Genomic DNA, 22620 nt, shown 5'->3' with positions numbered 1-22620 from the left:
GCTCACGCGGCCTGACAGCTCAGACGACCAACGGCACGTCGGTCCTGCGACTCGCGAAAAGCGACCGGGGCAGAATGAACGCCAGCACGCGCGTCCGACGGTCGACGCTTCGCCGCAGCTGGACGATCACCTCGCCCAGTGCCTCATCGACGTCGCCGGATCGATCTGACGACGGTCGCGCGTAGCTCGATCGCTCGACGGCGTCGACGAGCGCGCGCATAGCGTCGGCATCCACGCCGTTGTCGCGGACGAGATCGACGCCGCGCATGCGCGGCGTCTCCGCATCCGAGAGGGGGAGTCGCAGGTCCTGCATCGTCGCCCGCAGCTCGGTCCAGGCCGAGGCCGCGTCACCGCTCTTGGCCCGACCACGCCGTGCGACGCGGATCGCGAGGCGAATCAGCGCGGGCAGCAGCAGCGCCACCAGCACACCGAGGGTCGTCAGCATGACGGGCGTCGGATCGAGACGCCGCAGCTCGCCGTTCGCACCCGCGTTGTCACCCGCGTCCTCGCGCTCGATGACCGGCCCCGAGCTCTGCTCCGCACTGGGGGCGGCAGAGGGCGCGGTCGGCGTCGATCCGCCGGATCCGCCACCCGTCGTGGAACCTGCCGCGAACGCGGTCGGCACGCCGAGAGAGGCGGTCGGCTCGAACGGCACCCAACCGACCCCGGGGAACAGCACCTCGGGCCACGAGTGCAGCTGATCGCTCGAGACCGAATAGACGGCCTCATCGCCACGGGTGTTGTCGGTGCGCACGCCGGGCAGGTAGCCGACGACGATGCGCACCTCCATGTCGAGGCTCTCGGCCATGAGCGCGAACGCGCCCGCGAAGTGGATGCAGTATCCCGAGCGCACCTCGAGGAACTGCGCCACCGCATCGGCTCCGGTGCCGTCGAAGCCCTCGTCGACCGGGGTGTCGAGCGAGTACGCGAACTGACTGCGGAACCACGACTGCAGGTCGATCAGCCGGTCGTAGTCGTTGGTCGCATCCGTTGTGACCTCCGCCGCCGTCTCAGCGATCACCGCGGGCAGCTCCACGGGCTCCGCATCGGGATCGACGATCGGCTCGGCGGCCGGGATCGCACGGATCTGCTCGAGTGTGGGTGCCACCTCGAGCGACCGGACGGTGTAGTCGTTGCCGACGGCATCCGCGGTGCGGGAGGTGATGGTGCGGTTCTCCGTGCTCACGCGCCAGCCCGCTGTGATGCCCTGCACGCTGGTCGCGGGGTAGGGCACCGGCAACCAGGAGCTCGACATCCGGATCACGCGGATCGAGGTGTTCTGGTCGGTCGTCTCGATGTCCTCGCCCCATTCGTCCGCGCCGAAGCCGTCGCTCAGGGACTGCAGGTCGCCGCGATCCGGTTCCCACACGCGTCCGTCGAACTCCGACAGCGTCGTGAGTCGCAGGTAGGGCGCCGTGTCGGCCGTCGTCGCCATCGTGAGCACCTCGACGGGGTTCGGCTGGCGAAGGTCGTCGCCGAGTCGCAGCGATGCGTCGACCGTGACGCCCACGCCTGTGCCGGCGAGGCTGGCCGACACCGGCAGGACGGGCGCGACGATGACCGTGACCGCGAGAGCGGCGACACCGACCCCCGCCGCGACCGCGGTGGACGTGCGCCGAGGGGAATCCGGGTTCTGGGCCGCGGTGTACCTCAGCAGGATGATGATCAGGATGCCGAGCATGACGAACCACACGACGTTCACATCGCCGAGCGTGACGATCATCGGCACCGACCCCACGACGGCTGTCAGCAGGCTCGCGAGGATCGCTCCCCGCTGAGCGACGAGCTGATCGAGCAGGATCGCCACCACCGCGAATCCGATGCCCATCATCGCCTCGAGCCCCGGTGATGCGGCGATCGGCGCGGACCCGAACATGACCTCCTCCCAGGCGGAGGCCGCCAGAGTCTGGAAGGTGAAGATCGTCGCATCGGTGGGGATCACCCCGAAGACGGCGGTGTCGCCTGCCACGAGCAGCACCACGCTGCCGATCGCGACGAGGATCTGCACTCCGATGGTGACGAGGTCCCGAGCCCAGGCCGCGCGACGGCGCATCACCGTGCGCATCGTCATGCCGGTGAGCGCGGTGACCACGATCACGACCAGCACCGCGAACGACCAGGTGCCCGGTTCGATGACCGAGGTGTAGGGCCACATCGCGACGAGCCCCGCACCCGCGGCCAGCACCGACGGCAGGACGGTGCCGACGGGCAGCTCGTGCTCCCGATGCCAGGACAGCCGCGACGCCCGCTCGGCCGCGCGCTCAACCCGCGACATCGGCTGCTCCCCGGTGCTCGGCGGGTCCGAGCCCGACCCGGTCGGGAAGGACGTCCTCCCAGGACTCGGTCACGTCATCGCCGAGGGTCGCGACGCGCCAGCCGTGCTGCTCCGCCGCCTGCACGGCCCCGGGCTGCGGCGCGGTCGCGAACAGCATCGGCGCGGCGGCGCCCGAGGGACGCAGCAGCGCGGCATCCTCTTCATCGATCTCACCGGTGATGTAGACGAGCGGGCCGGGGGGAGTGCCGCCGACCAGGGTGGTGATGTCGCGGGCCTCGCCGCGAGGCGCGACGAGGGCGAGAGCGACGAGCAGGCCGTCGCGGTCGTCCTCGTGGCCGCGGAGTGCGCCAAGAAGCGTCCCGGCGCTGTCGATCACGTCGACGCCGTACCCCTCCTGCGCGAGATGCACCGCGACGGAGGCGCACATCGACACAGCCCTCTCGAACGCGGGATCCGACTCGTCGCCGGGGCGAGCCCAGCGGGCGGAGCTCCGGTCGAAGATGACGAGCGCATCCGGGCTCGACTCCTCCTCTTCCTGGCGCACCATCAGCTGCCCCCGATGCGCGGTAGCCCGCCAGTGGATGCGGCGCATGGAGTCGCCCGAGATGTAGCGGCGCGGTGAGAGGTTGTCGCTGCCCTGGCCCAGGCGGCTCGACGACGTGTGAGCCGTGCCTCCGGCCGCCCCTACCTTCACGGTGAGCGGCGCGAGCGTGAACACCTCGGGCACGACCGTCACCGTGCGGGTCTCGCCGAACTCCTGTTCGCGCTGCGCGAGACCGAACGGATCGACGGTGCGGAGCACCAGCGGCCCGATCGCCCAGACGCCCCGACGCACCCCGGTGATCAGGTAGGTGAGCTGGCCCGTCTCGGACGGGTACTCGCCCGCCGAGTCACCGGCCACCGCGTCGGGGAGCACGTCGCGCCAGAGGCCGCGAGGAACGCGCAGGGCCCGCAGCGTGAAACGCAGGGTGACGCGAGACGTCTCCGAGACCGTCAGCAGATCGGTAGAGACCTGTCGTGCGACCGAGCCCGAGCGCCGCGGCAGCCGCACCACGAGCACCGAGAACGCGGTCAGTGCGAGCAGGAGCACGCCGATGTAGAGGAGGATCGGCGCGCCGAGCATGTTCGCCGTGATCAGGCATCCGAGCCCGGCGATGAGTGCACCGGTGCCGCGCAGGGTGAGGGTTCGACGACGATGCATGGCGAGGGGGAGCGGGTCAGGACCGCGCGGTGACGGGAACCCGCACGCGCTCGACGATCTGCCGCAGCGCGGCCTCGACGGGCTGCGCGCCGGCTCGATGCGCTCCACGAGCAGGGAGCAGCCGGTGCGCGAACACGGGGACGATCAGCGCGGTGACGTCGTCGGGGATCACGAAGTCGCGGCCGTCGAGCGCAGCCCACACCTTCGCCGCCCTGATCAGCTGCAGCGTCGCGCGCGGGCTCGCGCCCAGGTGCAGATTGGGGTCGGCTCGGGTCGCCTGGGCGAGCGCGACCGTGTACTCCTCGAGAGCGGGAGCGACGTGCACCGAACGGGCCCAGGCGATCAGCCCCGAGATCGATGCCGCATCGGCGACGGCGCGCACGGCGGCGAGCGGATTGACCGTGTCGCGTTGGCGCAGCATGAGGGCCTCGGCCGCGGCATCCGGGTATCCCATCGAGATGCGCATCATGAAGCGATCCCGCTGGGCCTCGGGCAGCGCGTAGGTGCCCTCCATCTCGAGAGGGTTCTGGGTGGCGACGACGAGGAAGGGATCAGGGAGCATGTGGGTCGAGCCGTCGACGGTGACCTGCCCCTCTTCCATCGCCTCGAGCAGGGCTGACTGCGTCTTGGGGGACGAGCGGTTGATCTCGTCGGCGATCACGATGTGCGCGAACACGGCTCCGCGCTTGAACTCGAACTCGCGGTCGACGGGGTTGTAGACGCTGACGCCTGTCACGTCTCCCGGAAGCAGATCGGGGGTGAACTGGATGCGGCGGACCGTCGCGTCGACGCTGGCGGCCAGAGCGCGGGCCAGCATGGTCTTGCCCACGCCAGGCACGTCTTCGATCAGCAGGTGCCCTTCGGCGAGCAGACAGACGAGCGCTCTCCGCACGGCATCCGGCTTGCCGTCGATCACCCGTCCGACGGACTCGACGATGGCCGATGTCTGCGCCGCGAACTGCTCGGCGTCGACGACGGCCGGGATCAGGGGCGGATTCTCTGGCATGCGTTCCCTCTCGCGTGGGCGCTGCGGTGCGCGTGAACCGATCGTAACCCGGCTGTCTCGGGATGGGGTGGGAACCGGCCATCGTCGGCGCCACGCAGGGGGAGGCGTCCGCGGGTCAGCCCCAGACGCGCGCTCGCGGTTCCGCGGTGTCCACACGGCTGTCGGCGCTGCGGGCGACACGCAGCAGGGCGAGTCCCTGCACTCCGTTCAGCTCGTGCAGCGAGCACGTGCCGATCAGGGTCTGCCAGTGATCGCGGAACCGCTCGGCGTCTCCGCGCCGCCGCGCGATCAGGCGAGGCACTGCCAGAAGCGTGCGTCCGGGTGAGAGGCGGTCGGCGAGGCGCTCGATCGCGCGAATCCTCGGCAGCCCGGCCGCGTCGATGCGCAGCAGGAATCGGGGAGTGCGCACGGGTGCGAAGAGCTCCTCGACGGCATCCGCGATCGTGCGTGCGTCGGCCGCGGAACCTCCCAGCTCGATGCGAATCCGCGTGGGGTCGCTGCCGTCAGGGCGCGCGGTGATCGCGGACTCGTCGATGCGTCCGATGCGGCCCGCCTCGTGCAACGTGCGGGCGACGGCGACCGCCGCTCCTCGATAGATCTCGGCCGGCCGCGCGCGATCGCGCAGAGAGCGGACGAGCATGCGCAGTGCGGATGCCGTCGCCGCCACCGCACCGCCGCCGAGCGCGAGCGCCACCGCGAGAACGGGAGCGAGGGAGACCCCTGAGACGGCCACCACGGCGACGAGGGCGCCGACCGCCGCGGTGCCGGCGACGAATCCGGCGACAGCACCGGCGCTCGCCGTCTGGCCGGCGCGCAGCAGCGGCGCGCGTGAGGTCCGGCGGACCGCGATCGTCTCGCGCTCCTGAGGGCGATAGGCATCGCCGATCCGCCATTCCGCCCTGGTCGTGCTGCGAGAGGGCCAGCGCTCGCACAGGACGGCGTCGAGATCCCCGATCGAGGTCGACGGGTCCTTGTCGAGCACGCGCTCCCACGCCTCGATGGCGGGCGGGGAGAGCGCATGCCCGAGACCGCTGACGATCCGGCCGTCACCTTCGGCGCTCAGACCCCACAGATGGGAATGCCGACGGCGGAGTCGACCGGACTCCGAGCCGTCGTCGAGGTCGACGTGCGACGGGATCAGACACACCACGGACCAGTTGTGCGCGACCTTCTCGGGCCACGCGCGGTCGAGCCGCAGAGTGCGGCCTCGCAGCTGCTGGGTGCCCGATGACGTGGCCACGGTGGTGAGGTCGACGAGGGTGTTGACCGAAGGACAGTCCCATCCTTCGCCGAGCAGTCCGCGTGTGCCGACGAGCAGCCGCACGTCGCCCCGGCGGATCAGCTCCGACACGGCACCGACCACCCGTCCGCTGCCGGCGGCACGCACCTGCAGATCGCGCACGGGGCCGATGCCTTCTGCGACGCCGACGGGCTCGCCGAGCAGGTCGCCCAGCGCGGCGGCGATGTGGGCCGCATCGGCGGTGCGGACGCGCAGATGCTGCGAGGTGAGCAGAGCCGGACGCAGTCTCGCCGTGACGGGATCGACCGCGAGGAGGTCGAACGTCCGCAGTGCCCCTGCGGGTGCATCCCCGGCGAGTCCCCGGTTATTGCCGTGCTCGACGAAATCGGTCACGACGACCGCGCGGATCCGGTCGCCGTCTGGCCCCGCGAGTTCTCGGTGCAGGATCTCGACGGCGGCGTGATCCTTGGCCGCCGAGAACGCCAGCGTGGTCTCGATCGGGTTGCGACCGCGTCGGATGCCCCGGTCGGTCAGGGCATAGCCGAAGTCAGCGAGGGACCGCCGCACGTACTCCCACTGGCGCACCGCCGCGGGGTCGGCGAGCAGCCTCGCCTGGGCGAACCGCGACAGCACCGTGAGCAGGTCGTCGGTGGTGCAGCGATCGAGCAGCGCGGGCGGGATCGCCGCAATGAGCGGATGCTGCGGTGCGACCTCGCGCAGCACCAGGGCGCACGATCGGGTGAGGGCGAAGTCCGTCGAGAACGCCCGGTCGAGGAGTGCGAGCGGAGTCTCTGAATCGATCGTCGTCTCTGCACTGCCGGGCGGGTCCGAGGGTTGCAGATGCTCCTCGAGATACGACAGCGCATCCGGCGTCGACAGCACCTGCCTGATCAGGTCATGCAGCAGGGACTCGTGCCGACGGATGAAGGAGGCCTCTGCGGGTGTGGGTTCGGTGAACAGCACATGGTCGCGATACGGGGCCAGATGCCCCTCTTTCACGACCGCGGGTGTGGGCACCTCGTAGTCGACGTCGCCGAGCAGGTGGCTGTAGTTCTCGAACTCGGTCTCGTCGTCGGGTGACGGCAGGGTCGCGGTGAGGCCGATGAGCTTCGGCTCGGTGCCGTTCTCGCGGATGCGTCCGGCGAGGTAGGCCACGACGATCGCCCAGTGATCGAGCAGGTGATGGCATTCGTCGAGGACGACGGTGCGCACACCCGCTTCGACGAGCCGGTCGATCAGGGCGACCGCGTTCGGGTGCAGCACCCGGGCGAGCTCGGAGGGGCGTTGACGGGTGAATCGCGAACGCAGTCGGCGCGCACGACTGCGGATGCCGGAACGGTGGCGCGCGGGGTTGTCGACCGCGAGTTCGGCGAGCCAGGTCGCGGCATCCGCCTCGGTGCGCCCGCTCGCGACGAGCTCGTCCGTCCACACCGCACGGGCGAGGTCGTCGAAGGGGGAGCCGTCTCCGGTGACGCTGAGCAGCTGATAGGTGAGCACCGTCAGATCCCCGAGGCGCTCGGGGTCGTCCGAGACGGTCGTCGCGTCGGTCGTCAGCTCTGCCGCGGTGCGCATCCACTGCTGGCGGATCGTCACGGTCGGCGACAGCACGAGCGCCCGGTGGCCCTCGCGTGCGGCGAGCAGCAGACCGAGCAGCGTCTTTCCCGAGCCCGGAGGCGCCACGATGTGCAGCGGGTCGTCGCCGCCGGGGGCGAGCCGATCGAGGACCTCGGCCTGATAGGTGCGCAGAGTGCCGGAGAAACGCCACGTCGACAGGGGAGAGGTGGTGGCGGGATCCATGACCTGTCCAGTCTGTCAAAGAGCAGGTGCTGACATCGGCTAGACTTGTCGACGGCTCTCCGCGTGGCGGCATCCAGGCCAATTCCCCCAGGGCGGAAACGCAGCAAGGGTAACCGGGCTCTGCTGGGTGCGCGGAGGGTCACTTTCTTTTTGTCAGCGTCCTCCGGGGCAGTCCTGCCAGGATCGTGACGTGACAAGACCAGACGTGATCAGCACCGCCGACTCTCCGCGCTCGAGCGCTCTCGGCCGTTTCGCGTCTCCCGTCCTCCTCGTCGCCCTCATGTGGCTCGTCCAGCTCGCTGACGCGATCCTCCCGGGTTCCTTCACCGGCTTCGGACTGCGCTCGTGGGACGTCGAGGGCCTCGCCGGCATCCTGGTCGGACCCCTGCTGCACGCCGACTGGGCGCACCTCATCGGCAACACCGTGCCGCTGCTCGTGCTCGGCTGCCTCGTCGCCGTCGAAGGGGCGCGCCGGTTCTGGGCCGTGACCGCGATGGCCGCCGTGATCGGCGGTGTCGGAACGTGGCTGGTCAACGCGCCGGGAACGCTCACCGTGGGCGCCTCCGGCCTCGTCTTCGGATACTTCGGCTACACCGTGATGCGCGTGTTCGCCCCCGGTCGGGTCGCCCACCGCGTGCTCTATGCCGTCATCGCTCTCATCGTCATCGCGCTGTACGGCGGATCCATGCTGGCGGGCGTCGTCGGCGTGCGCGAGGGGATCTCGTGGCAGGCCCACCTGTTCGGCGCGATCGGCGGCAGCCTCGCGGCGTTCATCGGCAGAGGCGGAACCCGGCGCACATGAGCGTCACTCAGAACGCGCGGCGTGCGGCACCGCGTACGCGCAGGCGCCCAACCCGTCGTCCGCGCTCGCGCACACGACGGCCGTCACCGCGTCGGCGTGCCCAGCGCCGGCTCCGGCGCCTGAAGGTCCTGCGCCGCATCGGCTGGTCAGCCGTGGCGGTGATCGTCGTCGCGCTCGCCGCAGTGCTCATCCCGCTCGGGCTCGCCCACGAGAAGCCCCTGGCTGTCTGCATCACCGACCCGGCGACGTTTCCCGAGGCCGGCGTCGAGGGCTGGCAGGGTGAGCAGCTCGTGAACGCCGCGACCATCATGCAGACCGCCACCGCGCTCGGGTTCGGACGCGACGGTCAGATCCTCGGGGTGATGACCGCGATGGGCGAGAGCAGCCTGCACAACATCGACTACGGGGACTGGGAGACGAGCGGATTCACGAACCCGGACGGCAGCCGCACGACCAGCATCGGACTCTTCCAGCAGCAGGAATGGTGGGGAACGGCGGAGCAGCGGATGGACCCGGCGACCGCCGCGACTCTGTTCTACGAGCGGCTCGCGCGCGTGCCCGACTGGCCGTCGATGGAGCAGTCGCTCGCGATCCACCGGGTGCAGATCAACCTCGACCCGACGTACTACACGCGCTACTCGGCGGATGCCGCCGCGGTCGTCGACGCCCTCTCGACGCCCTGCTGATCGGATTTCGCACGGCTGTCAACCCGGCGCGGCCCCGGGGAGCTGCGCCTAGTGTGGAGCTGTGGCGAAGAGCATCTACATCACCTCGGCCGAAGGTCATACCGGCAAGTCCACCATCGCCCTCGGCGTGCTCGACGCGCTCATGCGCGTCACGCCGCGAGTGGGGGTCTTCCGCCCGATCGCCCGGTCCGTGACCGCGCGCGACGACGTGCTCGAGCTGCTGCTCGCGCACGACGGCGTGCAGCTCGACTACGAGGACTGCATCGGGGTGACCTACGACGACGTCCGCGACGATCCCGACCGCGCACTCTCGACCATCGTCGCCCGCTACAAGGCCGTCGAGGCCCAGTGCGACGCCGTGGTGATCATCGGCAGCGACTACACCGATGTGGCGAGCCCCGCAGAGCTCGGCTACAACGCCCGGATCGCCGCGAACCTCGCAGCCCCCGTGCTGCTCGTGCTCAGCGGGCGTGACCAGCAGCGGCAGGCCGAGCAGCTCGGCACCACGACCGCACGGATCCCCGCGGCCGTCGGGCAGATCGCCGCGCTCGCGCTCTCCGAACTCGAGGTCGAGCGCGCCGAGCTCTTCGCGGTCGCCGTGAACCGGGCCGACCCCGAGGCTCTCACCGACATCGAAGCCGCCGTCGCCGCGGTGCGCCCGCAGAAGACCACGCCCGTGTGGGCGATCCCCGAGGACCGCACCCTGGTGGCGCCGTCGATCAACGGCATCCTGTCGGCCGTCGACGGGCGACTGATCAAGGGCGACCCCGACCGACTGGCACGCGAGGCGCTGACGATCGTCGTCGCCGGGATGTCGATGGTGAACGTGCTCCCGCGGCTCACCGAGGAATCGGTCGTGGTGATCCCCGCCGACCGCACCGAGGTGCTGCTGGCGACTCTGCTCGCCGACGCGTCCGGCACCTTCCCGCGGGTCGCCGGCATCATCCTGAACGGTCCGTTCCCGCTGCCTGATCCGATCGTGCAGCTGCTCGACGGCTTCACCTCGACCGTGCCGATCATCGCCACGGACCTCGGCACCTACGACACCGCGGTGCGCGTGATGGGCGCGCGCGGCCGGATCTCACCCGAGTCGCGAGGCCGGTACGACCGTGCGCTCGGGCTCTTCCAGACGCATGTCGACATCGCCGAGCTCACGACCCAGCTCGGCCTCGCCGAGTCCCGCGTGGTCACGCCCCTCATGTTCGAGTACGGACTCATCGAGCGGGCGCGCGCCGACCGCCGACGGATCGTCCTGCCCGAAGGCGACGACGACCGCATCCTCCGTGCGGCCGCGACCCTGCTCGCGCGGGAGGTCGCAGACCTCACCATCCTCGGAGACGAATCCGCCGTGCGCTCCCGTGCCGTCGAGCTCGGGGTCGACATCAGCGCCGCGCAGGTCATCAGCCCCTCGGATCCGGAGATGGTGGAGCGCTTCGCGACCGAGTACGCGCGACTGCGGGCGCACAAGGGCATCACGCTCGCGCAGGCGGCCGACACGGTCACGGACGTGTCGTATTTCGGCACCATGATGGTGCACCTCGGGCTCGCCGACGGCATGGTCTCGGGTGCCGCGCACACCACGGCGCACACGATCCGCCCGTCGTTCGAGATCATCAAGACGAAGCCCGGCGTCAACGTCGTCTCGAGCGTGTTCCTGATGGCCCTCGCCGACCGCGTGCTCGTCTACGGCGACTGCGCGGTGATCCCCGACCCGACCAGCGAGCAGCTGGCCGACATCGCGATCTCGTCGGCCGCCACCGCCCGCCAGTTCGGCATCGAGCCGCGCATCGCGATGCTGTCGTACTCGACGGGGGAATCGGGGACCGGCGCCGACGTCGACAAGGTCCGCGCCGCCACCGCGCTCGTGCACGAGCGCGCGCCCGAGCTGCTCGTCGAGGGGCCGATCCAGTACGACGCGGCGGCCGACGCTGCAGTCGCCAAGGCCAAGCTCCCCGACTCCGCCGTCGCAGGGCGCGCGACCGTCTTCGTCTTCCCCGACCTCAACACCGGCAACAACACCTACAAAGCCGTGCAGCGGTCGGCGGGCGCCGTCGCGATCGGACCGGTGCTGCAGGGACTCAACAAGCCGATCAACGATCTGTCCCGCGGAGCGCTGGTCGACGACATCGTGAACACCGTCGCCATCACGGCCATCCAGGCGCAGACCCAAGGACTGACTCCGTGAGCGCGATCCTCGTCATCAACAGCGGGTCCTCCTCGCTGAAGTACAGCCTGATCGACATCGAGAACGAGAACGAACTGGCCGCCGGCCTCATCGAGCGGATCGGCCAGGATGTCAGCGCGATCCGGCACACGGTGCGACCGGATGCCTCCGCTGATGCCGTCGTGACGATGCTCGATGCCTCGTACGAGTCCGAGCGGCCTCTCGCGGACCACGACGCGGCGTTCGCCGTGATGCTCGAGCAGTTCGCCGAGCACGGTCCGCTCCTCGACGAGCATCCGCCGGTCGCCGTCGGTCATCGTGTCGTGCACGGAGGTGCTCGCTTCTATGCGCCGACGCTCGTCACGCGCAACGTCGAGGAGCAGATCGAGGAGCTCTCGGTGCTCGCTCCTCTGCACAACCCGGCGAACCTCGCAGGCATCCTCGCGGCGAAGGCCGTGTTCTCTGAGGTGCCGCACGTCGCGGTGTTCGACACCGCGTTCCATCAGACGCTTCCCCCTGCCGCGTACACCTACGCGATCGACGCCGAACTCGCGGCCCGGCACCGCGTGCGCCGCTACGGGTTCCACGGCACGAGCCACCAGTTCGTCAGCGAGTCGGCCGCCGCGTTCCTCGGACGCGACCTCGGCACGCTCCGCCAGCTCGTCTTCCATCTCGGCAACGGCGCGTCGGTCACCGCGATCGACGGAGGCCGTTCGGTGGAGACCTCGATGGGACTCACCCCGCTCGAGGGCCTCGTCATGGGCACGCGCTCGGGCGATCTCGACCCGGCGGCGCTCGTGCACCTCTCTCGTCGAGCAGGCCTGTCGATCGACGACCTCGACGCGCTTCTGAACTCCCGCAGCGGGCTCAAGGGGCTCGCCGGGCGCAGCGACATGCGCGACATCCTCGCCGGCCGCGAGAGCGGCGACGAGGCGGCGACGCTCGCGTTCGACGTCTACATCCACCGTCTGCGCGCCTATGCCGGTGCGTACATCGCCCAGCTCGGCGGGGCCGATGTGATCTCCTTCACCGCCGGCGTCGGAGAGAACTCCGCAGCGGTCCGTGCAGAGGCCATGGCGACACTCGGTTTCGCCGGAGTCGAGATCGACCACGCGCGCAACGAGGCGCGACAGCGCGGCATCCGTCGGATCTCCACCGACGACTCGCCCGTCACAGTGCTCGTCGTGCCGACGAACGAAGAGCTCGAGATCGCCAGACAGACCTCTCGCATGCTCTGATCCATACGCCCTCGGGGGTTTCCGGTGATGCCGTGCCGCACTACGCTTGCACAGTGGCACGGAGAGGTGCCGGAACCCGTCGTCCTTCTCCTGGAGGCTTTTGTGCCCGAAGCCCTGCCCGATCCGCTCCGCGCCGAAGGCGTCCTGTTCGACCTCGACGGTGTGCTCACGCCGACGGCCGAGGTGCACATGCGCGCGTGGAAGGTGGTGTTCGACGACGTCTTCGAGCGCTGGGGCATCACGCCGCCGTACTCGGACGCCGATTACTTCGACTACGTCGACGGCAAGAAGCGCTACGACGGCGTCGCGAGCCTGATGCGCAGCCGCAACGTCGAGATCCCGTGGGGCGCGGTCGACGATGAGCCGGAGGCCGAGACGATCTGCGGCATCGGCAATCGCAAGAACGCCGCCTTCGCACAGTCGCTCCGGGCCGAGGGCATCGCGCCGTTCCCCGGCTCGCTCGCGCTCGTCGAGAAGCTGTCCGCGGCGGGTGTGCCGCTCGGCGTCGTGTCGAGCTCCAAGAACGCCGAGGAGGTGCTGGCCGCGGCCGGCATCCGCTCGTTCTTCCGCATCGTGGTCGACGGCGTCGTCGCCGAGCGCGAGAATCTCGCCTCCAAGCCCGCCGCCGACATGTTCCACGCCGGTGCCGTGGCTCTCGGGGTCGACCCGGCTCACAGCATCGCCGTCGAGGATGCGACGTCCGGCGCGGCGTCCGCCGCCGCCGCCGGATTCGCGATCGTCATCGGCGTCGACCGCGGCGCGGGAGCGGATGCTCTCCGTGACGCCGGCGCGACCGTCGTCGTCGAGGATCTCGACGTGTTCCTCGCAGACCAGACCGCGACGGCCACCGAATCCCCCCTCAGCACCGAATCCCCCGTCAGCCCCGCCTCCACCCTCAGCCCCGACTCCGAGGAGACCGCATGATCGACCGCGACCGCTTCCCCGTCGACCCCTGGCGGCTCATCGAGACGCGCTACTCCGAAGACGGAGTGGGGGAGACCCTCTTCAGCGTCGGCAACGGCTACCTCGGACTCCGTGGCAACCACATCGAAGGCCGCGGCGCGCACGAGCACGGCACCTTCATCAACGGCCTGCACGAGACGTGGCCGATCCGCCACGCGGAGCAGGCCTACGGCTTCGCCGAGGTCGGGCAGACGATCGTCAACGCGCCAGACGCCAAGGTCATGCGCGTCTACGTCGACGACGAGCCGATCTCCTTCGACGAGGCGGACGTCCGCGAATACCGCCGTACGCTCGACATGCGCACCGGCGTGCTCGAGCGCGTCGTGGTGTGGGAGACGCCCTCGGGCAAGCGCGTGCGCATGCGCGACGAGCGGATCGTCAGCTTCGAGGAGCGCCACCTCGCGGTGCTGCGTCTCGAGGTCGTCGTCGAGAACGCCGACGCCCCCGTCACGGTCAGCTGCCAGATGATCAACCGGCAGGACGGCGCCGGCGTGTACGCGGGCACGCCCAACCAGGCGAAGAGCGGGTTCGACCCCCGCAAGTCCGAGAAGATCGCCGAGCGCGTGCTCGAGACCGCCGAGCACTGGCAGGACGGACTCCGGTCTGCCCTGTCGTACTCGGTCGCCGCATCGGGCATGACGGTGGCGGTCGTCGCCGACCACATCATCGAGACCGAGAACGACTACACCTCGCGCACGCTCATCGAAGAGGACATCTCGAAGAACGTCTTCCGTGTGCAGGCCAAGGCCGGTGTCCCCATCTCGGTCACCAAGCTGGTCAGCTATCACACCTCGCGCGGCGTGCCCGCTCGGGAGCTCGTCGACCGCTGCCGCCGCTCGCTCGACCGCGTCGCCGTCGAGGGCGTGCAGGCGCAGTTCGACCGCCAGGCCGAGTGGCTCGCGGCGTTCTGGGCCCGCAGCGACGTGCAGATCGGCGAGCACGACGACATCCAGCAGGCCACCCGCTGGTGCCTCCTGCAGCTCGCTCAGGCATCGGCCCGCGCCGACGGAACCGGCGTGCCCGCCAAGGGCGTCTCGGGGTCGGGGTACAGCGGCCACTACTTCTGGGACACCGAGATCTATGTCCTCCCGTTCCTCACGTACACCTCGCCGCAGTGGGCGCGCAACGCGCTGCGGGCACGAGTGCTCATGCTCCCGGCGGCGCGTCGTCGGGCGGCCCAGCTGAACGAGGCGGGGGCGCTGTTCCCCTGGCGCACGATCAACGGTGAAGAGGCGTCGGCGTACTACGCGGCGGGCACCGCGCAGTACCACATCAACGCCGATGTCAGCTTCGCGCTGGGCAAGTACGTGCGCGCCACCGGCGATGACGACTTCCTGCGTCGCGAGGGCATCGACATCGCGATCGAGACCGCGCGACTCTGGGCGACGCTCGGTTTCTGGCGCACCTCGCGCCTCGTCGCGGACACCGCGGACGACGACGGCATCGAGACGTTCCACATCCACGGCGTCACCGGCCCCGACGAGTACACGACCGTCGTGAACGACAACCTCTACACGAACGTCATGGCTCGCTACAACCTGCGCTACGCGGCGAAGGTCGTGCGGGAGGCGCAGGAGGCTAACGGCGAGGAGTTCGCCAGGGTCGTCGAGCGCACGGGGCTCTCCGAGGACGAGGCCGAGGGTTGGGAGCGCGCGGCCGATGCGATGTTCATCCCGTTCAGCGAGAGCCTCGGCATCCATCCGCAGGACTCCCTTTTCCTCGAGCGCGAGCTCTGGGATCTCGCACACACGCCGTCGGAGCAGCGTCCGCTGCTGCTGCACTTCCACCCGCTCGTGATCTACCGGTTCCAGGTGCTCAAGCAGGCCGACGTGGTGCTCGCGCTGTTCCTGCAGGGAAACCACTTCACGCCCGAAGAGAAGAAGGCCGACTTCGACTACTACGACCCGCTGACGACGGGCGACTCGACGCTGTCGGCTGTCGTGCAGTCGATCCTCGCCGCGGAGGTCGGATACCAGGAGCTCGCGCTGCAGTACTTCCAGCAGTCGCTGTTCGTCGACCTTCACGATCTGCACCACAATGCGGCCGACGGCGTGCACGTCGCATCCGCCGGCGGGGTGTGGACCGCGCTCGTCTGCGGCTTCGGAGGCATGCGAGACTACGCCGGTGAGCTGAGCTTCGATCCTCGGCTGCCGGCCGACTGGCCGTCGCTGTCGTACCCGCTGCAGTGGCAGGGATCGGCGCTGCAGATCACCCTGACGAAGGATGCTCTGCGCGTGCAGGTGCGCACCGGCGAGCCCGTGCCGTTCACGGTGCGCGACGTCGCCTACATCGCCACGACGGACGAAGAGGTCGTCGTCCCGTTGGCCGACCAGGGGCCGCTGATCCCCGGACGCCCGTCGCTGCGCCAGTTCGCCGGTGCCCTGCGGGAGGACGGCACACGGCTGTCGGCATCCGTCCCCGTCATCACCACCGCGATCCCGGTGATCGAGCCGATCGACTGACGGTGCTGATCACCGCTTCGCTGTTCGGGCTCGCGCCCGCGCTGCTGCTGCTCGTCCTCGCTGTCATCGAGCGGGTGCGATCGGTGCAGCGCGTGGCGTCGCCCGGACCGCGGTTCGCACCGTCGCCCGATGCGACGGTGCTGTACGACGCGCTGCTGCTCAACGCCGACCGCAGGGCGATCGCCGCGGCGCTGATCGACCTGGCGGTGCGCCGGAAGGTGCGGCTGCTGGTGGATGCCGAGGACCGGCCGGCCGGGGGAGCGCGCACGCGCGCGCCGATCGGCATCGAAGTCGTCGACGGAGCGACCTTCACGCCGGAGGAGCTGAGCGTCCTCGAGGCGCTGTTCGGGCCGGACCACACCTCCGGTCGGGTGCGACGGTTCAGCTCGGATGCTCGGGCGCTGCACCGTCGAGTGCGCGGCGTGCTCGACGAGACCGAGACACGACTCGCCTCCGCCGGGCTGATCGCCCGTGGCCGCCGCGGCTGGGTGACCTTTCTGCTGCGGGTGGCTGCCTGCCTCGTGATCGGCGTGTGTCTGCTGCTGCTCTTCGCTGCGCTCGTGGTGAGCGAACCGGGCGCCGGCGTGTACGCCGTGCCGATCGCGGGTGTCGTTGTCGCCGTCGCGGTGATCGTGGTCGCCCCGCGGCCGTGGCGACGGTTCCTTCCGGCCGCGAAACCGCTGCGTGAGCACCTCGCCGGAATCCGCGAGTACGTCGCCCTCGCCGAGGCCGAGCCGCTGCGGTTCCTCCAGTCGACGGGCGGGGCGGATCTGCGGTCGGACGTCTCCGCCGAGGCCGAGTCCGCGCGGCTGCAGCGCTTCCTCCTGAACGAGCGGCTGCTGCCCTATGCCGTGCTGTTCGGACTCGAGCGCTCGTGGACGGCGGCACTCCGCACCGAGTCGCAGGTGCTGCGGGCGGGGGAGAGCCTGGACAGTGCGATCGAGGTCGCAGGCGCCGTTTTCGACGTGATCGAGATCGTCGGTGGAGTCGTCCATCTCGTCGGTGCGGTCGGAGACCTGGTCGACGCGACCGGCGGGGTCGTCGAGGTGGTCGGCGGCGTGTTCGAGGCCGTCTCGTCGTGATTCTCGGCGTCGCCCCCGCTATCTCGGCGGCGCGGCGCGCGTCGCCGGGTCGGTCGACGGGGTTGGCCTGCCTGAACGTCCGTGGCACGCCGTAGGCTGTTGTGGTGACCACAGCCCTCTACCGCCGCTACCGCCCCGAGTCGTTCGGCGAGATGATCGGGCAGTCCCAGGTGACCGAACCGCTGATGACCGCGCTGCGCGGTGACCGTGTAGGCCACGCCTACCTCTTCTCCGGACCCCGTGGGTGCGGAAAGACCACGTCTGCCCGCATCCTGGCGCGGTGCCTGAACTGCGCCGAGGGGCCCACCGACGTCCCCTGCGGAACGTGCCCGAGCTGCGTCGAACTGTCTCGCGCGGGTGGCGGATCGCTCGACGTGGTCGAGATCGACGCCGCCAGCCACAACGGAGTCGACGACGCCCGCGACCTGCGTGAGCGCGCGACGTTCGCCCCCAGCCGCGACCGCTACAAGATCTTCATCCTCGACGAGGCGCACATGGTGACGCCGCAGGGGTTCAACGCGCTGCTCAAGCTCGTCGAAGAGCCGCCGGAGCACGTCAAATTCATCTTCGCGACCACCGAGCCCGAGAAGGTGCTCGGCACGATCCGCTCGCGAACGCACCACTATCCGTTCCGGTTGGTGCCGCCGGCCGCGATGCTCGAGTACGTCGAGAAGCTCTGCACCGAAGAGGGCGTGGTCGCCGAGCGCGGTGTGCTGCCCCTCGTGGTCCGCGCCGGAGGCGGCTCGCCCCGAGACACCCTCTCGCTGCTCGACCAGCTGATCGCCGGCTCCGATTCCCCTGCCGGTTCTGAGACCGTGACGGTGGCGTACGAGCGGGCAGTGGCGCTGCTCGGCTACACGCACGCCACCCTGCTCGACGAGATCGTCGATGCGCTGGCCGTCGCCGATGCCGCTGCGGCGTTCCCCGCGATCGATCGCGTCGTGCAGACCGGGCAGGACCCCCGTCGCTTCGTCGACGATCTGCTCGAGCGACTGCGAGACCTCATCGTGATCGCGGCCGTCGGCGCCGGTGCTGCCTCGGTGCTGCGGGGAGTCGCCGAAGACGAGCTCGCCCGTATGCGCACGCAGGCCGAGTCGTTCGGCTCCGCGCGCCTGTCGCGCACGGCGGACGTCGTCAGCGCGGCCCTCGACGACATGTCCGGCGCGACATCGCCCCGACTGCACCTCGAGCTGATGGTGGCCCGCGTGCTGGCCGCCGGAGCGGATGCCGAGGCTGCCGCCCCGACTACCGCTTCCGTGTCTGCCGCGGCGCCCGCGCGAGTTCAGGCGCCGGCGGCTGCCACGCAGTCCGAGCCGCGCGCCCACGCCGCTGGCTCGACAGCGGCCCCTGCTGCTGCGCCGGCCCCTGCTGCTTCCACTGCGCCTGCCTCTGCTGCCGCCGCCGCTGCGGCGCCTGCTGCCGGGGCAGCGGCAACACCTCAGGACGAGGCGCCCGCGGGTGCGGCGCCCGCATCGGATGCACCCGGAGCCGTGGTGTCCGAAGCAGCCGCCGCTTCCGAAGCCGCTGCATCCGACGCGGCGTCGGCCGCCGAGACAGAGGCTGCGCCCCCAGCACCGGCCGGTCCTGTCACGTTCGACGGAATCACCGCCGCCTGGCCCGGGGTGCTCAAGCGTCTCGAAGGACTCAGCCGCACCTCCTGGCTGCTCGCGACCGCGGTTCAGCCGCTCGCCTTCGACACCGATTCCGAGGTGCTCACCCTCGGTTTCACGAGCCAGCACGACGTCGCGAAGTTCAAGGGCACGATCCCGGGCGCAGGCCCGTCGGATCACCTTCGCATGGCGATCGAGCACGAAGTCGGCGTCAAGGTGAAGTATCGGCCCGCACCGATGCCCGCGGGCGGGGCGCCTCGTCAGCCGTCGACATCCGCTTCCGGTGCGCCGACAGGCGACGCCGCCGCATCGGAGCCTGCGTCAGCGGGCTCACCGCGCTCTCAGACACGTGATGCTTCTGCGGGGCCGGTGACCGAGTGGGCGGTGGCCGCCATCCCGGCATCCGCCGACCCTGCAACCCCTCCGATCGCCGCACCGGCCGCTGCTCAGGCGGCGTCGTCCGCCGCTCCGGTCTCGGCAGCCCCGACCGCTCCGGCACCCCCGACCGCTCCGGTAGCCTCCGCACCCAGGCCCGCGCCGGCTGCCGGCCATCCGGTCGACGCTCCTGGTGCCGATCGGCCTGTCGGAGGCGACGAGCCGCCGCTTCCGCTCGATGACGAGCCGCCGTACTTCGATGACGAGCCGCCGTACGACCCCGCGTACGAGCCGGTGCCGACACCCCAGACCGGGGCATCCGCCGGCCGCGCGCAGGCGCATCCGTCGTCGTCGGCCCCCGCGCAGTCCGCGCCCGTGCAGCCTGCTGCGCCGGTGCGAAAGGTGGCATCCGCCGCCGCAGCCCCGGTGATCACCGAGCGCACCCCTGCCGGGGGAGTCCAGCGCTACGGTGAGGCCGTGATCCGCCAGGTGCTCGGCGCGACATTCGTGCGCGAAGAGCCCTACGAGCCCCCGACGAGGTTCTCCTGATGTATGACGGAATCGTCCAGGAGCTGATCGACGAGTTCGGCCGGCTCCCCGGAATCGGCCCCAAGTCCGCGCAGCGCATCGCGTTCCACATCCTGCAGACCCCGACGTTCGACGTCGCGCGTCTGTCCGAGCTGCTCGTCGAGATCCGCGTCCGCGTGCGCTTCTGCGAGGTCTGCGGCAACGTGGCAGAGCAGGAGCGCTGCACGATCTGCCGCGACCCGCGTCGCAATCCCGAACTGATCTGCGTCGTCGAGGATGCCAAGGACGTGGCCGCCATCGAGCGCACCCGCGAGTTCCGTGGGCTGTACCACGTGCTCGGCGGGGCGATCAGTCCCATCGCCGGCATCGGGCCCGACGATCTGCGCATCGCCCAGCTCATGACGCGCCTCGCCGACGGGACGGTGCAGGAGGTCATCCTCGCGACGAACCCGAACCTCGAGGGCGAGGCCACGGCGAGTTACCTCAGCCGCCTGCTCACGACCATGCAGATCACCGTGTCGCGTCTCGCCTCGGGGCTCCCGGTCGGCGGCGACCTCGAGTACGCCGACGAGGTCACCCTCGGTCGCGCATTCGAGGGTCGGCGCGTGCTGTGATCGCCCGGCGCGTGCGGTGAACGCCCAGGGAGGGTTCTCCCGCCGCGGGTGGGTGCTCTTCGGGGCGATGGCCCTGCTGTGGGGCGTCCCGTATCTGTTCATCAGCATCGCGGTCGAGTCGCTCTCGCCGCCCGCCATCGTCGCGGGGCGTACTCTGATCGCCGCGCTGCTTCTCCTGTCTTTCGCGTTCCGTGGGGGCGCGCTGCGTGCGGCACTGAAGCACTGGCCGTGGGTTCTGGCGTTCGGACTCGTCGAGATGGCCGGACCCTTCGTGCTGCTCGGCCACGCCGAGATGACGCTGCCTTCGGGCATGACGGGTCTGCTCGTCGCCACCGTGCCCCTGTTCGCCGCGCTCATCGCCCTGGGCGGAGGAGACCGAAGCGTTCTTCGCCCCGCGCGGGGTATCGGACTCCTGGTGGGTTTCGTCGGCGTCGCGATCGTCGTCGCCGGTCCGGGGCTCTTCGGTGGCGAGGTCAGTCTGCTCGCCGCGGGAGAGGTGCTGCTCGTCGCCATCCTCTACGCGATCGCACCGTTCATCGTCGCCCGCAAGCTGAACGACGTACCCTCGCTCGGCACGATCACTCTGTCGCTGCTGATGATCGGGATCATCTACCTTCCGATCGGTCTGCTGACCCAGCATCAGATGCCGACGCTGCCCTCGATCGTCGCGCTGCTCGCTCTCGCCGTCATCTGCACAGCCGTCGCCTTCCTCGCCTTCTTCGCGCTCATCCGGGAGGTCGGTCCCGTGCGGGCGCCGCTGTTCACCTACGTCAATCCGGTGGTCGCGATCATCCTCGGAGCGATCGTGCTCGCCGAACCTCTGACTCCCGGGCTGCTCATCGGATTCCCGCTGATCATCGTCGGATGCTGGTTCGCCGCGACCGGAGGGCGTTTGCGTCCACCGGCATCCGTCGCTCCCGATCTCACGCCCGCTCCACTCCCGCCCGCCCCCTGACAGGCCACCGATCCCGTCACATGCGAAGCAGGGCATATGCGCCGATCGTAGAATGAGCGTGGGCGGATCCGCCCGACATCCCAGGGAGTGAACGTGGCCCTCATCGTGCAGAAGTACGGCGGCTCCTCAGTCGCCGACGCAGAGAGCATCAAGCGCGTCGCCAAGCGCATCGTCGACACGCGTCGCGCAGGGCACGACGTCGTCGTCGCCGTGAGTGCGATGGGCGACACGACCGACGAACTGCTCGACCTCGCCAACGAGGTCGCACCGATCCCCGCGCCGCGCGAGCTCGATATGCTGCTCTCGAGCGGCGAGCGCATCTCGATGGCGCTCCTGGCCATGGCGATCCACTCGATGGGCTTCGAGGCCCGATCGTTCACCGGCAGCCAGGCCGGCATGATCACCGACTCCCAGCACGGCGCCGCCCGCATCGTCGACGTCACGCCGATCCGTCTGCGCGAAGCGCTCGACGAGGGTGCGATCGTCATCGTCGCCGGCTTCCAGGGGTTCAACCGCGACACCCGCGATATCACGACGCTCGGGCGCGGTGGCTCCGATACGACGGCCGTCGCTCTCGCCGCGGCTCTCGATGCCGACGTCTGCGAGATCTACAGCGACGTCGACGGCATCTTCACGGCAGACCCCCGCGTCATCCCGAAGGCGCAGAAGCTCGACCACATCGGCAGCGAGGAGATGCTCGAGCTCGCGGCGAACGGCGCCAAGGTTCTCTACATCCGTGCCGTCGAGTACGCACGCCGTCACGGCGTCCTGATCCACGCTCGGTCGACGTTCTCGTCGTCCGAGGGCACATACGTTCTGGGCGAGGGCATGAAGAACCCTCGCGAAGCCGAGGGAGCAGCAGCCATGGAAGAACCGATCGTCGCCGGTGTCGCCACCGATTTCGGCCAGGCCAAGATCACCGTCGCCGGCGTGCCCGACGTGCCGGGCAAGGCGGCCGAGATCTTCAAGATCGTCGCCAAGTCGGGCGCCAACGTCGACATGATCGTGCAGAACGTGTCGGCCACAGGACGCACCGACATCTCGTTCACGGTCCCCAAGGCCGATTCGGCGGCAGCGCTCAAGGCGCTCGCGGGGGAGCAGACCGAGGTCGGCTTCCAGAACCTCGTGCACGACGACCAGATCGGCAAGCTCTCGGTCGTGGGTGCCGGAATGCGCACGCACTCCGGGGTCTCGGCGGTGCTGTTCGAGGCGCTGTCCGCCGGTGGCATCAATATCGAGATGATCTCGACGTCCGAGATCCGCATCTCGGTGGTGCTCCGCGACACCGACCTCGCCGAGGCCGCCCGCACCGTGCACACCGCCTATGGTCTCGACGGCGACGCCGAGGCCACGGTCCACGCCGGCACCGGCCGCTGAACCCCGCACGAACGGCTGAAGTCTCCCCGCCTGGCTGACGGTTCGACCGGATGCTGACCGCCGGGCGGGAATCCTCCAGCCAGTCGTACCGCCGACGGCCAGCGAGTTGGCGGCCTCGACGATCCTCGACCGCCGCACGGCACGATAGACTCACCGAAACCCTGACATCGGCGCCAGGCGCGGCATCCGCATCCCGACGTCGCGCCCGAAGCCTCTCTTGCACCACTGCACGACGCCAAGGAACA

General features: G+C 70.1%; 15 protein-coding genes and 1 other RNA gene. 12 read left to right on the top strand and 4 right to left on the bottom strand.

Annotated features, from left to right (window positions below):
* Positions 1-19: 19 nt before the first annotated feature.
* From RQG77_RS09845 to RQG77_RS09830, 4 genes are all read right to left on the bottom strand, one after another.
* Positions 20-2275: a DUF3488 and transglutaminase-like domain-containing protein gene (locus RQG77_RS09845; RefSeq protein WP_311244565.1), complete on the bottom strand. Its 2256-nt coding sequence runs from the start codon at positions 2273-2275 to the stop codon at positions 20-22.
* Positions 2262-3476 (bottom strand): DUF58 domain-containing protein, encoded by a 1215-nt coding sequence (locus RQG77_RS09840; RefSeq protein ID WP_311244564.1) that lies wholly within the window; start codon positions 3474-3476, stop codon positions 2262-2264. Before RQG77_RS09840 ends, RQG77_RS09845 begins: the two co-directional genes overlap by 14 nt.
* Before the next feature lie 16 nt (positions 3477-3492).
* Entirely contained in the window at positions 3493-4482 is a 990-nt protein-coding gene (locus RQG77_RS09835; RefSeq protein WP_311244563.1) for a MoxR family ATPase, read from the bottom strand.
* 115 nt (positions 4483-4597) lie between these two features.
* A complete protein-coding gene (locus tag RQG77_RS09830; RefSeq protein ID WP_311244562.1) occupies positions 4598-7519 on the bottom strand; it encodes a DEAD/DEAH box helicase in 2922 nt (973 codons plus the stop codon).
* Positions 7520-7569: 50 nt separating this feature from the next.
* Here RQG77_RS09830 and ffs point away from each other — a divergent pair.
* From ffs to RQG77_RS09770, 12 genes are all read left to right on the top strand, one after another.
* Positions 7570-7666, top strand: an RNA gene (gene ffs, locus RQG77_RS09825) — signal recognition particle sRNA small type.
* 43 nt (positions 7667-7709) lie between these two features.
* Positions 7710-8321, top strand: a complete 612-nt coding sequence (locus tag RQG77_RS09820) for a rhomboid family intramembrane serine protease (protein ID WP_311244561.1) — start codon at positions 7710-7712, stop codon at positions 8319-8321.
* 152 nt (positions 8322-8473) lie between these two features.
* A complete protein-coding gene (locus RQG77_RS09815) occupies positions 8474-9007 on the top strand; it encodes a hypothetical protein (protein ID WP_311244560.1) in 534 nt (177 codons plus the stop codon).
* A 61-nt stretch (positions 9008-9068) separates the two neighbouring features.
* On the top strand, positions 9069-11192 hold the full coding sequence (gene pta, locus RQG77_RS09810; protein ID WP_311244559.1) for a phosphate acetyltransferase: 2124 nt from the start codon (positions 9069-9071) through the stop codon (positions 11190-11192).
* Positions 11189-12409, top strand: a complete 1221-nt coding sequence (locus RQG77_RS09805; protein ID WP_311244558.1) for an acetate kinase — start codon at positions 11189-11191, stop codon at positions 12407-12409. The genes pta and RQG77_RS09805 overlap by 4 nt, the downstream gene beginning before the upstream one ends.
* Before the next feature lie 102 nt (positions 12410-12511).
* Positions 12512-13333, top strand: a complete 822-nt coding sequence (locus RQG77_RS09800) for an HAD-IA family hydrolase (protein WP_311244557.1) — start codon at positions 12512-12514, stop codon at positions 13331-13333.
* Entirely contained in the window at positions 13330-15834 is a 2505-nt protein-coding gene (locus tag RQG77_RS09795) for a glycosyl hydrolase family 65 protein (RefSeq protein WP_311244556.1), read from the top strand. The genes RQG77_RS09800 and RQG77_RS09795 overlap by 4 nt, the downstream gene beginning before the upstream one ends.
* A gap of 2 nt (positions 15835-15836) precedes the next feature.
* Positions 15837-16916, top strand: coding sequence for a DUF2207 family protein (locus tag RQG77_RS09790; RefSeq protein WP_311244555.1), 1080 nt, complete (start codon positions 15837-15839; stop codon positions 16914-16916).
* Positions 16917-17020: 104 nt separating this feature from the next.
* On the top strand, positions 17021-19450 hold the full coding sequence (locus tag RQG77_RS09785) for a DNA polymerase III subunit gamma and tau (RefSeq protein WP_311244554.1): 2430 nt from the start codon (positions 17021-17023) through the stop codon (positions 19448-19450).
* Positions 19450-20043, top strand: coding sequence for a recombination mediator RecR (gene recR, locus RQG77_RS09780; RefSeq protein WP_056312693.1), 594 nt, complete (start codon positions 19450-19452; stop codon positions 20041-20043). The genes RQG77_RS09785 and recR overlap by 1 nt, the downstream gene beginning before the upstream one ends.
* 16 nt (positions 20044-20059) lie before the next feature.
* On the top strand, positions 20060-20998 hold the full coding sequence (locus RQG77_RS09775; protein ID WP_311244553.1) for an EamA family transporter: 939 nt from the start codon (positions 20060-20062) through the stop codon (positions 20996-20998).
* A 93-nt stretch (positions 20999-21091) separates the two neighbouring features.
* Positions 21092-22375, top strand: a complete 1284-nt coding sequence (locus RQG77_RS09770) for an aspartate kinase (protein ID WP_056313625.1) — start codon at positions 21092-21094, stop codon at positions 22373-22375.
* Positions 22376-22620: the final 245 nt, after the last annotated feature.

The sequence above is a fragment of the Microbacterium sp. WCS2018Hpa-23 genome (assembly GCF_031843845.1).
Classification (GTDB): Bacteria; Actinomycetota; Actinomycetes; order Actinomycetales; family Microbacteriaceae; genus Microbacterium.
This window is presented reverse-complemented; position numbering and strand designations above follow the sequence as displayed.